Here is a 14,758-nt window from a genome sequence, read left to right as displayed (position 1 = left end):
GCTCCCACATAGCTTCACTGTCAATTCTGATGCTGCAAGTCGGATCTTCCTTTTAAGTTTAACCGATACAAAACTGGAAGCCAACAGCTTCGCTCGATCGAGAACGTTTGACCACGCTCTGGCACGAGTCCATTGGGTTGCGGCAGCGATACTGGAGGCGCAAGCTACAGGTACAACTCTATCCCCTCCTCACATTTTCTTAGACTTCATGACTTACTGCTTGCCGGCTTGGACGAGATAATTAGGGGGCTGCGGCGACTTCCAACTAAACCGGATGGTCTATTCTCTTCACTTTCGTCCACCTGATATCCGAGGTTTTTTAACTGCCGTAAGATTGCCTCACGATTTTTAGGATAGGGTTTGTCCATAAGGTTGCCTTCCCTCCCATTTGGCGTTTCGAGAAGTATACGCCGAAAGAGGAGCAATTATGAAAGGAGACGGCATCGCCGTCTCCTTTCCTGAATTAAGTATTTTATTTCATAACCAATGGGCGATTCCGACTGCCAACCAAGGCGCTATAGCCTGCTTTTAAAGTCGCTTCACTGGAGCGAGACTCTTTAACAACGAATCCATCTTTTTCAAGCCGGCGGATTACTTCGGAAGCATTGAGAACTTTCTTCTCTGGCTTAACTACCATGTTCATCATCACCCTTCCTGTTTCCATTATACACGGATTCGAGACATTTTTGAAGTCGGCTTTCAAAGCCATCAGTAATATCCGTCATCATGTCCTGGGAGTTGCTCTCATCCAGGATTTCCTGATCAAGAACAATGACGTATAGATATTGACGGTCATTAAAATGAAAAGGACTGCCGATATACTGTCGATCTGCCTTGCCATTTAACCCATGATGCGAAAACGTGTAGGGGCTGTTCGCAAGGATGGATTGTAGAAAGCCAGTCCGCTTCTTGGTCCGAAGCAGCTTGATCTTATCCGGATCAATAAAACTGCCAACCGGATTATAAAGGGCAGCGCTTAGTATATCTATACCCAGCGAAACGAAGGCGTAAATAATGGCATCCTCTTCAGAAATGGTCCGATTCGGCTTCAAGGAGAGGCCGCGCTGATACTTGTTGCAGAAGTCTATTAGCTTGTCTGGATAAATTTGCTCGGTATTATCCTCTTCGTACAACGTTTCCAACGCATCCTGATATTCACGCATGACGTCCAAAGGATAGGAATAATACAATTGTTGAGCAGCATTAACATCGACGAGCTCACGGACGTACCCGTCAAAGTAATTAAGCTTCACGGTTCCATAGCCTGATTTGTTCACGATGGTATACTCATAGAGCTGTACTCCGAGAACAAACGGCTGTATCGAGACAAAGCGTTGAAACAAGCCTAGAAGCAAAGCGTGCATGCGATACTCGCTTAACTCCTGATTTGCCATTACGAGCATCTCCATCCGGCTTCGCATCTGGTTTTTCAGTTCATCTTTCTCATCTTCCTTTAAAGAAAGGCGATCCCTATACCAGATGACCAACCCAATGAAGAATAAGATTGACCAAATCAACGAAAGTTTGATCGCATCGATTGGGTCGAGCAACTTGTCATAAAACGCTTTTGCTTCTGGTGAGTGGTTTGTCCAAATATCGAACGCCAACACCAGCACCAATCCCGCATAAATCCACAGAGACGATTTTCTCATACAGCACCTCTCAATTCTATACTATCAATAAAGTAACGAAAGAGAAGTATAGTCCCATAAATAATGTGCTAGGAAACTCTCACAGCAAATGCAAGGACCCACCTTTACACACTATCTCGTCTTCCATAGCCTGACCGAATAGTTACCTGTGAAGGTGATCAGCTTACGAAATATTCGGCCGAAAAATCAGGTGCTTGCATCGGCATAATTCCGTTATCATGGCAGATAGATTCATGGTACATTCGGATCAATCAGGCGTCTCCTGGCTCCTAGTGGTTCTCGAGTAGGATCCGCTTAAGATTTGTTATATTCTCTCTGTCTAGCCGCCTCGAACAGCAATACGGTTGTCGCCATCGCCACGTTCAGCGATTCCGCGCGGCCCCGCATCGGAATAATGACGGATTCGTCCATGAGCTCGCGGACAGCGGCCGACAGACCGTTCGACTCGTTGCCCATCAGCAGCCAGGTCGGCTGTTTCCAGTCGTAGCCATAGCAGCTATGATCCGCTTGAAGGCTCGTTCCGACGCGCTTAATGCCCCGATCGCCCGCGAGCGGCAGCAGCTCTGCGAGATCTCCCTCCACGATCGGGAGATGAAACAACGAACCCATCGTGGAGCGCACGACTTTGGGGTTAAAGAGATCGACGCTGCCTTTGCCCAGCAGCACGGCATCCGCGCCTACGGCGTCCGCGCTCCGGATAATCGTGCCGACATTGCCGGGATCGCGCAAGCCGTCCAGCACGACAACAAGGCCTTTACCGCGAAATAGAGCTTCCGCGTCAGTGTTTGGCTTTACCAAAACGGCGAATACCGGAGGTGGACTGTCTGTGTCGGAGCACTTGGCCATGACGGCGCGCGAGGCCCGAATCCATTCGGCATCCATCCCCCGCTCCGACTCCTCGATGTCCGCGAGCTCCTCGGGCAATCCGCGTTCGTCGTCGTAGACGACGGTTCGCACTCCGGCGCCGGACTGGAACGCTTCCTTGATCAGATGGACGCCTTCGATCAGGAAAAGTCCCGATTTATCGCGGTTTTTTTTATCCATCAACGCTGCCCAGCCTTTGACCCGGTCGTTTAGCGCGGAACTGATCAGCATATGACGATTATGATTACGATTATGATGAGTCATTAGCTTTCCCTGCCTATTCCTTCATATAATGGGTTGCCCGTATGGCACCGTCGATTAATCTCATCCAGTATACCACAACCTTATCCTGGCTTGGATGAAGGCCAAGCGGCAAGGGAATAGTAAGTCGTGCACCGGAAGCAACATGAATCCAGGCGGGAGGTATTGTCAATGAATCCGATAATCGACTTGCGGCAAGCCATTGTCAATCGTGTGCAAGATAATTCCAAGGAGCAGCTGGCAGAGGTGATTGAAGGATCGGTCGACCATGACGAGAAGGCGCTGCCCGGTCTCGGCGTACTATTCGAGATGGTCTGGAAGCAGTCCAGCGAGAACGAGCAATCTCATCTGGTCAATGCCATATACCAGCATCTGCATGGCGACACGGGCAATGCAGCAGCGAATCCTTCGCCCTCTTAAGCATTAATATCGGACGGAGGAACGATATACTCTAACTCCGCCCACAATCGTATCGGTTACCCACGGCATTCCTTCATACCGGCCAACGATGATGAGATCGGCCGATTTGTCACGCTCGATGGACCCTATTCGGCTGTCTGCCGACATCGCTTGCGCCGGATGCAAGGAAGCCATACGAACAGCGGCGGGCAGATCGGCCGTCCCTTCATCTGCCAGCTTGAAGATCGCCGTTAGCAACGAAGAAGGATGGTAGTCCGAGCAAATAATATCGGCCGCCCCTAGACGGATCGCTTCCGATGCACTTAGGTTGCCGTCGTGCGAGACACCGCGGACGATGTTCGGCGCGCCAACGCAGACGCGCATTCCTCGAGTCACCGCATACTGCGCGGTCTCCAACGTGATGGGAAATTCGCTCACATTCGCGCCAAGCGCATGCGATCGATTTACCTGCTCAAGCGTATCGTCGTCATGCGACGCGACGCCTATGCTTCGTGATCGCGCCAGTTCGCCGAGCTTCTTTAGACGGTCGGTATCCACGCTTTTGCGACGCTCCGCCAGCTCCTCTACGATCATCTGCACCTCATCCATCGTGACACCCTGATTTTTCATTACATAGCGTTCGAAGGAGCCTGACTTTCGATATTGTCCGCTCCCGGGGGAGTGATCCATAAACGATAAATAATGGATGGCGCCTTCCTCCACATACCGCTCCGCAATGGGCAATCCGGCGTGATGCGAGATCTCGAACCGCAGGTGTATCAAATTTCGGATCATGGACCGACGCTCATTGTACCGTCCGATCAGATCCACCATGCCAGTTAAATAATGATCGCCCCGCAAGCTTAGTCCTACCCCGAGCGACAACGAATGATACATCGTCGTTATCCCATGCAACGGCAGCTTCCGCTCGAACTCCATAAGCGCCATCTCCAGCGGGAACAGAGTATTGGGGCGCGGCTGGACCTCCTTCTCGATGGCGTCGCAATGGATGTCGATGAGTCCCGGCAGCACGAAATTCCCTTCGGCATCAACGACTTCCGCTTCGGGGTACCGATCCAGGAACGAGGCCGCAGTCGGCGCAATGCCAGCTCCCCGATCCTCTTCCTCCAAAATGTCCGTAATCCGCCCATCGACAATTCCCACGGAGCCTTTAATGACACGGTCCGCGAGCACGATCTGTCCATCGAGGATCAGCATCGGCGATGTTGGCCGATCCATTAGCGGCAGCGGCGTCATGTTCCTATTGTTCACGGTTATTTTCCGACCCTTTCCTGTTAAATTTCGTAAAATCCAAGTTTGTACATGTAGCGTACCATAACCCGCGAACAAACAAAATAACCGCGGGAGCTTCCCGCGGCCATCTTCTTAACGTCTATTGTTCTTTTGGAATGAAATTATAAATCTCGCCGGATTCGAACGAGTCGATGAGCCTGTCCAGCCAGCGATAATAGCTCAGCGCCTCCTCGATCTTGCCCTTGTCGTTCAGTAGAAGCTTCATAAAGGCTTCATCGTCCTCGTATTGCTCCATCATCGCCCCTATATCCTTCAGCGACCGCTGCATAACGTTCATGTTCTGCTCGACCGCCTTGCGCCACTTGATGGAGAAGAAGTCCGCGAAGTTCTGGTGCCAGTCCGGCTCCACCTCGTACAGATCTTTCCTGGAGCCCTTGCCCCACACCTTATTGATCATCTTGAGATCGTGCAGCGTACGCATGCCGGTGCTCATCGACGTCTTGCTCATGCCCATCGTTTCGCCCATCTCGTCCAGCGTAGCGGGCTCCTGATTAAAATACATATTTCCATATAAATGGCCAATGGATAACGTGATGCCGTATAAATCCATGTTTTTACCGATCGATTCCACCACGCGTCTGCGCGTTCCGAGCAGCTTCGCGCGTTGTTCATCCGTAATGGCTGCTAATTCATTCATGTTATCCCTCCCAAGGAGCGGCAGCGCCTGTCAAAACCTCTAACGATATTGAAGCACACAACCTAATCCATGTAAAGGAGGTCTTTAAGGCGAAATTCGGAGTTATCCGGAGTATACGGTATATAAAGTACGTAAAGTTAAAACTGTACAAAATATACGAAGGCTCAGCGTCTTTGACCATAACAACTTTATCCAGATACACTTGAGGAGTCGATTTTTTACCGGAAACCTTGGAAGGGGGCGTACAAACATGGCCATTATAGAAGCCAGGAAGCTGACGAAAATATTCGGCAATGATCCGAAGAAGGCCATTCCGCTGCTCGATAAAGGCTGGTCGAAGGACAAAATCTTAGCGGAAACGAAGCTGACCGTCGGCGTCAATCAAGCGGAATTCTCTATTGAAGAAGGAGAAATCTTTGTGATCATGGGGCTCTCGGGAAGCGGCAAGTCGACGCTCGTGAGGCTCCTCAATAGACTGATCGAGCCAACGGCGGGACAACTGCTGTTCTCGGGACAGGATGTCATGAAGATGAGCGCGGAGCAACTCCGCGAATTCCGCCGCAAGAACATCGGCATGGTGTTCCAGAAGTTCGCGCTGTTCCCTCATAGAACCGTGCTGCGCAACGCAGAGTACGGACTGGAGGTGCAGGGCATCGGAAAGAAGGAACGCAAGGAAATGGCAATGCGCTCGCTTGAGCTTGTCGGCCTAAAGGGCTGGGAAGACAGCTATCCCGAGCAGCTCAGCGGCGGCATGCAGCAGCGTGTCGGACTGGCGCGCGGCCTCGCCAACGATCCCGACATTCTTCTCATGGACGAAGCGTTCAGCGCACTGGATCCACTCATCCGCAAGGATATGCAGGATGAGCTTCTGGAGCTCCAGAGCCAGATGAAAAAGACGATTATCTTCATTACGCATGATCTCGACGAAGCCTTGCGTATCGGCGATCGCATTGCATTAATGAAGGATGGCCGCATCGTGCAGATCGGTACGCCGGAGGATATTCTGATGCAGCCCGCCAACGAATACGTGGAGCGGTTCGTCGAAGATGTCGACCTGTCGAAGGTGCTCACCGCCTCTCACGTCATGGATAAGGCCGAGACGATTACGCTCGACAAAGGTCCACGCGTTGCGCTTCAATTTATGCGCGAACGCGGCGTCTCCAGCTTGTATGCCGTAGACAAGTCGATGAAGTTGCTCGGCATCGTTACGGCGGACGACGCGTCTCGGGCCGTCAAGGAGAATTTGAAGCTCGAGGATACTTTTATGCGTGAGGATATTCCGATCGTCTCGCCGGATGCCGTACTAAATGAATTATTCGAATTAATGGGCAATATCAGGCTACCGGTCGCAGTAACGGACGACAATGGCCGCTTAAAGGGCGTCGTGATCAAGGGAGCCGTTCTCGCAGCGCTTGCGGGCAATACCAATGTCGTGACGGAGGGAGGAGATAACCATGAATCTGCCTAAAATTCCTCTTTCAGACTGGATCGAGACGCTCGAGGAATGGCTCGAGAACAATTTAAGTCCGCTGTTCGACTTCATTAAAATGATCATAGGAGGCACAGTCGAGGGGTTAAACAACGCGCTGGACTGGCTGCCACCACTTGCCGTCATTATTATCTTCGCAGCGCTTGCCTGGTATATCGGCAAGTGGAAGATGGGCGTATTCACCGCGATCGGCTTGCTCATTATCGACAATCTGCAGCTCTGGAGCCAGACGATGCAGACGTTGTCGCTCGTGTTGACCGCCGCGTTCATCTCCATCCTTATCGGCATACCGATCGGCATTCTGATCGCCCGCTACAATGGGCTGCAACGAGTGATCACTCCGGTGCTGGACTTTATGCAGACAATGCCTGCATTCGTGTATTTGCTGCCGGCGGTCACGTTCTTTAGTCTAGGCGTTGTGCCAGGCGTTATATCGTCGATTATCTTCGCGATTCCGCCTACGATTCGCCTAACCAATCTCGGAATCCGGCAGGTGCCGGCAGAGCTGGTCGAAGCAGCCGATGCGTTCGGTTCGACTCCGGGACAGAAGCTGATCAAGCTTCAACTACCCATCGCATTGCCTACAATTATGGCAGGCGTGAACCAGACCATTATGTTATCCCTGTCCATGGTCGTCATCGCATCCATGGTCGGCGCGCAAGGCGTCGGCGCTACGGTCTACCGGGCTGTAACGCAGGTCAAGACGGGAATTGGCTTCGAGGCCGGGCTTGCTATCGTTATTTTGGCCATTATACTGGATCGTTTAACCCAACAGGTGATCAAACGTTCCAAGGCTTAAAATATATTCAATTATAGAAAAGGGAGTGTTGGTTCAATGAAGAAGAAATGGAATGTATTCGCTGCGGTTGCCATGTCGGTCGCGCTGCTGGCAGGCTGCGGAGCGAACAACGGAGACAATGGCGGAGGGTCCGGAGACGGAACTTCGAATGCCAAAAAAGAAATCAAGCTTGCTTACGTCGCTTGGGATTCCGAAATCGCGAGTACGCATGTCGTGAAGGAAGTGCTGGAGACCAAGCTTGGCTACAAAGTAGATATGCTCCAAGTCGACGCGGGACCTATGTGGACCGGCATTGCGGACGGCAGCGCAGACGCTATGGTAGCCGCATGGCTGCCGACCACGCATGAATCGTATCTCGCCGACAACGAAGGCAAGCTGGAGGATCTGGGTCCAAACCTGGAAGGTACGAAGCTCGGCCTTGTCGTTCCGGCTTACATGGACGTTAACAGCATCGAGGAGCTCGCAACGGACGTTGCTGTCGGCGATGGCGTTAAATACACCATTACCGGAATCGAGCCGGGCGCCGGCCTTATGATGAAGACCGAGGACGTGCTGGAGCAGTATGGCCTGAAGGACAAGTGGACGCTGCTGGAGAGCTCCTCCGCTGCCATGACGCAGGCGCTGGAGAGCGCGTACAAAAAAGAAGAGCCTATCATCGTGACGGGCTGGACGCCTCACTGGAAGTTCGCCAAAATGGACTTAAAATATCTTGAAGATACGAAGGGCGTCTATGGCCAGGACGAGCAGATTCATACGGTCGTTCGTAACGGTCTGAAGGACGCTCAGCCGGAAGCCTATGCGTTCCTCGACAAGTTCAACTGGACCCCGGACGATATGGCTGCGGTCATGATCGACATCGTCGAAGGCGCATCGCCCGAGGACGCCGCGAAAGCTTGGGTCGAGGCTAACGGCGATAAAGTCGACGCTTGGCTGGAGTAACATTAGCAGAACAATTCAAGAATAGCCAAGAGGCGTTGCGGGACTACCCGCAACGCCTTTTTTTATCCAATAGGAAACTATGCTAGGTCCCGAATGCCCCATCTTCCAATCACCCAGGATTTCTATGTGATGACTATGACTATGCTCTTGTCAAATCACTGCTACTTCCGCTCCCGCCGCATGCCTAGAAGCCGTTATGCTGAAACGGATCGAATCGATTGCCGTACAGGTCCTCGAAGACGACCTCGACACCCCAAGGCACCTCGTTCGGCTCGCCGAAGAACTTTACGCCTGCCGCCTTCATGACCTCGTAATCCCGACGGCAATCATCCGTCTGAATGACCAGGTTCACATGATTCGCAACCTGGCTGCCGACTCTGGCCCGTTTCTCTTCGCTGTCAGCGAGCACCAGCACGATGGCGGTCTGACATTCCCTGGAAGGAGCTAGACTAACCCATCTCATGCCGCCTCCAAACTCGTTGTCCGCCAATAGCTCGAAGCCCGCCTTGTCCCTGTAGAATGCGATTGCCTCATCGTAATCCTCTACCAAAATGGTAACATGTCCGATCGTTCGTTTCATCTTAACTTCCTCCTTTTGCATGAAGGGTAACAACCCCCCAAGGGTGGATTACGACTCCCAGCAAATCCACTTTGCCGCTCCGCTCTATTGTGACAAAGTCGTTATGCTTGGCGTTGACATAACCTCGGGACACCATCGTCTCCCTTTGTCGTCGATATAAGTATGGGCAGAGCCCATATTAATAACCATATGATAAAGTCCGTCGGGAATCATCTTCGGATTCGTTTCTACAACTCCAGCTCCGACCTGTACGTTGTGCCAGATTTGCGAAACATACCGTTCCCGTTCCAGAGCGGATGACGGGGCCGACAGAAACGAAAGTACATGCTGCCAGCGGAAGACTTGGGATTCGTCATGGTCGTTCACCTCTCGCATCCAATTATCTCATACGATCATTCAAAGCGACAGTCGGGCGAACTACTCGCGCGGCGGCGCTCAAGCTGCCTCTAAGCCGACTTTTTAGGCCTGCAACTCGCGCAGCGGCGCTCAGGCTGCCTCCAAGCCGATTTTCTCGGCTTGCAGCTCGTGCAGCGGGGCCCAACTCACGCCTACAGCTGCTCATTCGCCTACTTTTTGGAGCCATAAGCGTTTCTAACGCTTATGGACACTAATCAAAGCTACTTACCAGTCCATCGGCGTTTTTAACGCCTACAGCTGCTCGTTCGCCTACTTTTTGGCTCCATAGGCGTTTCTAACGCCCATGGACGATAATCAGAGATACTTTCCGGTTCATCAGCGTTTTTAACGCCTACAGCTGCTCGTTCGCCTATTTTTTGGCTCCATAGGCGTTTCTAACGTCTATGACTGCTAATCAGAGTTACTTTTCAGTCCATCGGCTTTTTTAACGCCTACAGCTGCTCGTTCGCCTACTTTTTGGAGCCATAAGCGTTTCTAACGCCCATGGCTGCTAATCAGAGTTACTTTCCAGTTCATCGGCGTTTTTAACGCCTACAGCTGCTCGTTCGCCTACTTTTTGGGAGCCTAAGCGTTTCTAACGCTTATGGACACTAATCAAAGCTACTTACCAGTCCATTGGCGTTTTTAACGCCTACAGCTGCTCGTTCGCCTACTTTTGGAGCCATAAGCGTTTCTAACGCTTATGGACACTAATCAAAGCTACTTACCAGTCCATCGGCGTTTTTAACGCCTACAGCTGCTCGTTCGCCTACTTTTTGGAGCCATAAGCGTTTCTAACGCTTATGGACACTAATCAAAGCTACTTAGCAGTCCATCGGCGTTTTTAACGCCTACAGCTGCTCGTTCGCCTACTTTTTGGAGCCATAGGCGTTACTATCGCTTATGGACACTAACCATGCCCCCGCCCCCCTATTCTATAGGAGCAACTCCGTTCGTTATTCGCCTTCAAAATTGTTCCATCATATTCTAAACGGAAAAAAAGGCCAATCCATCAATCGGATTGGCCTTTCCGTTCCAAGACGATTAAACTCGCTATGAGCCAGAGCCCGCCATCGCCCGTTCCGCCTAGTCCAGCGTAAACGGCTGCAAGCCCAGCGGCAGCGGCTGCGGACGCTCGCAGCTGCTCTTCATGATGTAATGCGCGCCTTGCTCCGAAGCGTCGTGGAAGCCGTGCATCGCTTCCAGCACATGATACGCGAGCTCGCCGTTAGCCCGATGTTTACGGCCCGTCTGGATCGCCTTGGCCATGTCGGCCGCGCCGACGCCGCGCGCGTTCTCCGAGTAGCCGTGCGTAAGCGGAATCGTCGCCCATTCCCGAGTTCCGGCACGGCATACGAGAATTTCGCCGCCAAAATGATTGGGATCCGGCACGACCATCGTGCCGCCGCTGCCATACACTTCGATACGTGGAAGCGTGGAGCCTCCCTTCGCATCGAAGCTCGTCAGGATGGTGCCGATGGCGCCGGATGCAAAGTCCATAACGCCGGCAATATGCGTCGGAACTTCGACCTGCACCTTTTGCCCGAATTTCGGCTGGCTTGTAATGGTCCGCTCCCGATAAGAGATACGGGCGGAGCCCGTCACTCGGGTCATTGGCCCCAGCATCGCTACCAGCGCGGTGAGATAGTACGGTCCCATGTCGAACATCGGGCCGCCGCCCTTCTGGTAATAGAACTCCGGCGAAGGATGCCAGTTTTCGTGTCCGCCGCCCACCATAAACGCGGTTGCGCCGATCGGCGTGCCTACCCAGCCGTCTTCGATCAGCTTGATACAGGTTTGGATCCCCCCGCCAAGGAACGTATCCGGCGCGCTGCCAACATACAGTCCTTTGCGTGCGGCAAGCTCCAGCACCTCTTGCGCTTCTTCGCGCGTAACGGCGAACGGCTTCTCGACGTACGTATGTTTGCCTGCCTCCAGCGCCCGCAGATTAACCGCCGCATGCGCCTGGGGAATCGTCAGATTGATGATCATATCGATATCCGGGTCGGCCAGCATCTCATCCACGGAATAACCGCGTACGCCATATTGCTCGCCTTTCGCCTTCGCCCGATCCACGTCGAGGTCCGCGCACGCGACCACCTGCAACGCGTCAAATTTGCTGCCATTCTCGAAGTAGATGCCGCTGATGTTGCCGGTTCCGATAATGCCTGCTTTAATTTTGTCCATGTGCTCCCATCCTTCTATGCGCCCTAATAATAGATATTGATCAACACGGATCTGCAAACCCTCGTCTGCATCCGTTTCTCACCGAGCTTAGTTCCCGTTTCGTGCCGCCGCGCTTTCTACAGCTGGTTATCCTGCATGCCCGTGTAAGCAGCCCCATTGCCTGCTCCGGCTTTTTCAGCCGCAGTCTTGCCGTCCGCGCACCACAGGAAACCGCGCCGCATAAGCTCCTTCACGACCGGAATATCCATAATGTTCGCTTGGTGTCCGAGCGAGTTGTAATAGACGCGACCCAGTCCCCAGCGTTTGGTCCAAATGACGGGCATATCAACCGCTTTGTTATATGCGTGCGGCCCCGGAGTGACCGGGAATCTCGTTGTTGCCAGCACCTCTACCGCCGGATCGACATGCAGGTAATATTGCTCCGAGCTCACCTCGAAGTCGTCAATTCCATCTACCAGAGGGCTGGTGGAATTGCTGATGTTAACCGTGTAGTTCACGCCGTCGTTGCCGGGGTGGGCCACCCATTGTCCGCCCGTCATAAACTGCCAGTCGACATTCTCCCGAAATGCGTCGCACATGCCGCCATGGCTCCCCGCCAGTCCGACGCCGCTCTGCACGGCCGCCGATACGTTGTCGACGAGCTTCTGGTCGATCCGCCCCATCGTCCACAGAGGAATGATGAGATCCAGCGCCTTCAGCTTCTCGGCGTCCGCAAACGCCTCCAGCGTGTCCGACACCTCCACCTCGAAGCCTTCCGCCTCCAACTGCCCACGGAAGATCGCCGCGACCTCTTCCGGTTGATGTCCCAGCCATCCGCCCCATACGATTAATGCTTTTCTCATTCGTCCTCCGCCTCTCCGTTCTATCTACAGCTCGCTGATCGATACCCATCTGCGCTCCGCGATCGAGCGATCCACCGCTTCCAGCACCTCTTGGCACTTCACCCCGTCCACGAAATTCGGCACCGGCTGGCGGTCTTCGCCAATGGCGGTCATCAGTTCAAGCACTTCATGCGTGAACGTATGTTCATAGCCGATCGTATGACCCGCCGGCCACCAGGCATCCATATACGCATGCGCGCCGTCCGTAGCCAGAACGCGTCTAAAGCCCTGCACATCCTCCGCGTCGTCCGTAAAGTACACTTGCAGCTCGTTCATTCGTTCGAAGTCGAATTTGATGCTGCCTTTGCTGCCATTAATTTCAAAAGCGTTCGTACACCGATGCCCCGCTGCGAACCGCGTCGCTTCGATGCTGCCCATCGCTCCGTTCTCGAACCGCGCCATAAACACCGTCGCGTCGTCTACGGTCACGTCGCCAAGCTCCTCGCCGGCTCCGCCCTTCGCGCTTAAGCCCGTCATCGCCGACGCGATCGGCCGCTGCTTGACGAACGTATCGTTCATGCCGATCACTTCATCAAACTCCCCTACGAGGAATCGTGCCATATCGATGACATGAGCGCCAAGATCGCCATGCGATCCCGAGCCCGCGATTTCCTTCTGCAGCCGCCAAACGAGCGGGAAAGAAGGATCGATAATCCAGTCCTGCAGGAACACGCCGCGAAAGTGGTAGATCTTGCCCAGACGTCCTTCGCTGATCAGCTTCTTGGCCAGTTGAACCGCAGGAGCGAAGCGGTAGTTGAAACCTACCATGTGCTTCACGCCGGCCTTCTCCGCGGCAACCAGCATTTCTCGCGAATCTTCAAGCGTCAGAGCCAGCGGCTTCTCGCAAAAAATATGTTTGCCCGCCTCGGCGGCCGCAAGCGCGATGTCTTTGTGCGCGTCGCTTGGCGCGTTAATGTCGATCAGGTCGATATCGTCGCGGCGCACCAGCTCCTTCCAATCCGTCACGGCATTTTCCCAGCCGAATTGCGTGCGCGCCGTCTCCAGGCCGACCGGATCGCGTCCGCATATCGCTTTCATCTCCGGTTGTACGGAGCCCGGGAAAAACATGGGAAGCGCCCGATATGCATTGCTGTGCGCCTTGCCCATAAATTTGTAGCCGACCATGCCTACTCTCACTTTTGCCATTAGTTACAACCGCCTCTCTTTAATGGATGGAATTGTGCTGAATCCCGCTTTTGTTATGTCGTCTCTCTAGGGATCAACTGCACCTGCAGCATGGATTCTCTTGCCGCTACGTCATCTACGTCTGCCCCAGCAGCCTGCCGTCCCGAATCAAGCAGTTTCTCCGCCGCCAGCTTGCCCATCTCGTAAAAGGGAACCGCTACGGTCGACAGCATTGGACGAATGATCCGCGAGCCGTCAGAGTCGTCGTAGCCGATCAGCGCATAATGTTTGGGAGCTTCCAGACCTTGCTCCCGCAAGCCATGCATCAATCCGATGGCCATCCGGTCATTGGCCGCGAATACCGCATCGACTATTCCGTCCCTAATCGCTTCGCCGACAGCGGCCGCAACGGCAAATCCGCTCTTGCGGCTGTAATTGCCCTCAAACAGAAGGCTGTCGTCATACAAAAGCCCCCTGCCCGCCAAAGCTTCTTTATAGCCCTTTAGCCGGTCAAGGCTGTTGGAATACTGAGCCGGTCCGTTCAAAAAGGCAATACGGCTTCTCCCTTGCTGGAGAAGATGCTCCACCGCCAGCTTGCTTCCATGAACATGATCCGCATCGACGTACGGGAATGGATAACCTTCGAAGCGCTGATTGACAAGAAAGAAGGGATGTCCGGCGTCCGCCAGCTCCGCCAACGCCTCGCGCTCCTCCGCTACATCCTGCGAACCCAGCATAATACAGGCGTCCACCTTTTGCTTGCGGAACAAGGCGGCATAATCGCGCGGCTCGCCCGGCTCCTGAAACATCAGCAGTAAGTCATAGCCGAACCGTTTGGCCCCTTCGCCGATCCCGCTTAAAATTTCCGAGAAGTAATAAGTCGAGAACAGATGCACCTTCGGTACAGACGGTAGAATAACCCCGATATTGCCGCTTTTTTGTCTTGCAAACTGCTGCGCCAATGCGCTTGGCACATAACCAACCTCTGCTGCAGCCCGCAGCACGCGTTGCTTGGTCTCTTCCTTGATGGGACCTACATTGTTTAGCACTCTGGAGACCGTTGCCTCCGATACGCCTGCCAGCCTCGCTACTTCTTTCCTGCTAATGGAAGCAGCCTCCTCGCCTTTTATGTACACGCGTACATTATGGCATGAAACCGTTTTACCGTCAATCTTTTCATTTCATAAGGCGAAACGGCTGCCGCCGTCCTTTGGCGGTGCCGCCGCGCGTTTCAT

15 protein-coding genes are annotated in these 14,758 nt (G+C 53.5%); 4 read left to right on the top strand and 11 right to left on the bottom strand.

Annotated elements, in window-relative coordinates:
- Positions 1 to 472 precede the first annotated feature (472 nt).
- From KJW29_RS01415 to KJW29_RS01405, 3 genes are all read right to left on the bottom strand, one after another.
- Entirely contained in the window at positions 473 to 646 is a 174-nt protein-coding gene (locus tag KJW29_RS01415; protein WP_214628477.1) for a type II toxin-antitoxin system HicA family toxin, read from the bottom strand.
- Positions 627 to 1,652 carry a hypothetical protein gene (locus KJW29_RS01410; protein WP_214628476.1) on the bottom strand — a complete coding sequence of 342 codons (1,026 nt, stop codon included), beginning with the start codon at positions 1,650 to 1,652 and terminating at the stop codon, positions 627 to 629. The genes KJW29_RS01415 and KJW29_RS01410 overlap by 20 nt, the downstream gene beginning before the upstream one ends.
- A 294-nt stretch (positions 1,653 to 1,946) precedes the next feature.
- The gene (locus KJW29_RS01405; protein WP_246608538.1) at positions 1,947 to 2,780 is read right to left on the bottom strand and encodes a TrmH family RNA methyltransferase; all 834 of its coding nucleotides are present in this window, start codon (positions 2,778 to 2,780) and stop codon (positions 1,947 to 1,949) included.
- A 168-nt stretch (positions 2,781 to 2,948) separates the two neighbouring features.
- Here KJW29_RS01405 and sspI point away from each other — a divergent pair, with 168 nt between their 5' ends.
- Positions 2,949 to 3,197 (top strand): small acid-soluble spore protein SspI, encoded by a 249-nt coding sequence (gene sspI, locus KJW29_RS01400; RefSeq protein ID WP_087570118.1) that lies wholly within the window; start codon positions 2,949 to 2,951, stop codon positions 3,195 to 3,197.
- A 3-nt stretch (positions 3,198 to 3,200) separates the two neighbouring features.
- Here the strand turns inward: sspI and KJW29_RS01395 are convergent, their stop codons facing one another.
- The gene (locus KJW29_RS01395; RefSeq protein WP_246608537.1) at positions 3,201 to 4,448 is read right to left on the bottom strand and encodes an alpha-D-ribose 1-methylphosphonate 5-triphosphate diphosphatase; all 1,248 of its coding nucleotides are present in this window, start codon (positions 4,446 to 4,448) and stop codon (positions 3,201 to 3,203) included.
- A 121-nt stretch (positions 4,449 to 4,569) separates the two neighbouring features.
- Positions 4,570 to 5,127: a GbsR/MarR family transcriptional regulator gene (locus tag KJW29_RS01390; RefSeq protein ID WP_087570117.1), complete on the bottom strand. Its 558-nt coding sequence runs from the start codon at positions 5,125 to 5,127 to the stop codon at positions 4,570 to 4,572.
- A gap of 250 nt (positions 5,128 to 5,377) precedes the next feature.
- Between KJW29_RS01390 and KJW29_RS01385 the strand changes: the two genes are divergently transcribed.
- From KJW29_RS01385 to KJW29_RS35875, 3 genes are read left to right on the top strand one after another with little or no spacing between them, the layout of a single operon-like run.
- Complete coding sequence (locus KJW29_RS01385) at positions 5,378 to 6,595, top strand: quaternary amine ABC transporter ATP-binding protein (protein WP_214628475.1); 1,218 nt, start codon at positions 5,378 to 5,380, stop codon at positions 6,593 to 6,595.
- On the top strand, positions 6,582 to 7,415 hold the full coding sequence (locus tag KJW29_RS35880) for an ABC transporter permease (protein WP_087570115.1): 834 nt from the start codon (positions 6,582 to 6,584) through the stop codon (positions 7,413 to 7,415). The genes KJW29_RS01385 and KJW29_RS35880 overlap by 14 nt, the downstream gene beginning before the upstream one ends.
- Positions 7,416 to 7,451: 36 nt before the next feature.
- The gene (locus KJW29_RS35875; protein WP_246608536.1) at positions 7,452 to 8,354 is read left to right on the top strand and encodes a glycine betaine ABC transporter substrate-binding protein; all 903 of its coding nucleotides are present in this window, start codon (positions 7,452 to 7,454) and stop codon (positions 8,352 to 8,354) included.
- A gap of 184 nt (positions 8,355 to 8,538) precedes the next feature.
- On the opposite strand, the gene KJW29_RS01375 is transcribed toward KJW29_RS35875, so the two are convergent.
- The 6 genes from KJW29_RS01375 to KJW29_RS01350 all read right to left on the bottom strand — a co-directional run bounded on the left by KJW29_RS01375 (position 8,539) and on the right by KJW29_RS01350 (position 14,659).
- Complete coding sequence (locus KJW29_RS01375) at positions 8,539 to 8,934, bottom strand: VOC family protein (RefSeq protein ID WP_246608535.1); 396 nt, start codon at positions 8,932 to 8,934, stop codon at positions 8,539 to 8,541.
- Positions 8,935 to 9,018: 84 nt separating this feature from the next.
- The gene (locus tag KJW29_RS01370) at positions 9,019 to 9,309 is read right to left on the bottom strand and encodes a hypothetical protein (RefSeq protein WP_214628473.1); all 291 of its coding nucleotides are present in this window, start codon (positions 9,307 to 9,309) and stop codon (positions 9,019 to 9,021) included.
- A 1,107-nt stretch (positions 9,310 to 10,416) separates the two neighbouring features.
- The gene (locus tag KJW29_RS01365) at positions 10,417 to 11,517 is read right to left on the bottom strand and encodes a Gfo/Idh/MocA family protein (protein WP_214628472.1); all 1,101 of its coding nucleotides are present in this window, start codon (positions 11,515 to 11,517) and stop codon (positions 10,417 to 10,419) included.
- Positions 11,518 to 11,633: 116 nt separating this feature from the next.
- Complete coding sequence (locus KJW29_RS01360) at positions 11,634 to 12,359, bottom strand: ThuA domain-containing protein (protein ID WP_214628471.1); 726 nt, start codon at positions 12,357 to 12,359, stop codon at positions 11,634 to 11,636.
- Positions 12,360 to 12,383: 24 nt separating this feature from the next.
- Entirely contained in the window at positions 12,384 to 13,544 is a 1,161-nt protein-coding gene (locus KJW29_RS01355; protein WP_214628470.1) for a Gfo/Idh/MocA family protein, read from the bottom strand.
- Between the two features lie 53 nt (positions 13,545 to 13,597).
- On the bottom strand, positions 13,598 to 14,659 hold the full coding sequence (locus tag KJW29_RS01350) for a LacI family DNA-binding transcriptional regulator (RefSeq protein WP_246608534.1): 1,062 nt from the start codon (positions 14,657 to 14,659) through the stop codon (positions 13,598 to 13,600).
- Positions 14,660 to 14,758 lie beyond the last annotated feature (99 nt).

Origin of the sequence: Paenibacillus agaridevorans, assembly GCF_018604145.1 — a bacterium.
Lineage (GTDB): Bacteria > Bacillota > Bacilli > Paenibacillales > Paenibacillaceae > Pristimantibacillus > Pristimantibacillus agaridevorans.
Note: the sequence above shows the minus strand (reverse complement) of the source record. Positions and strands in the feature narration are given on the sequence as shown.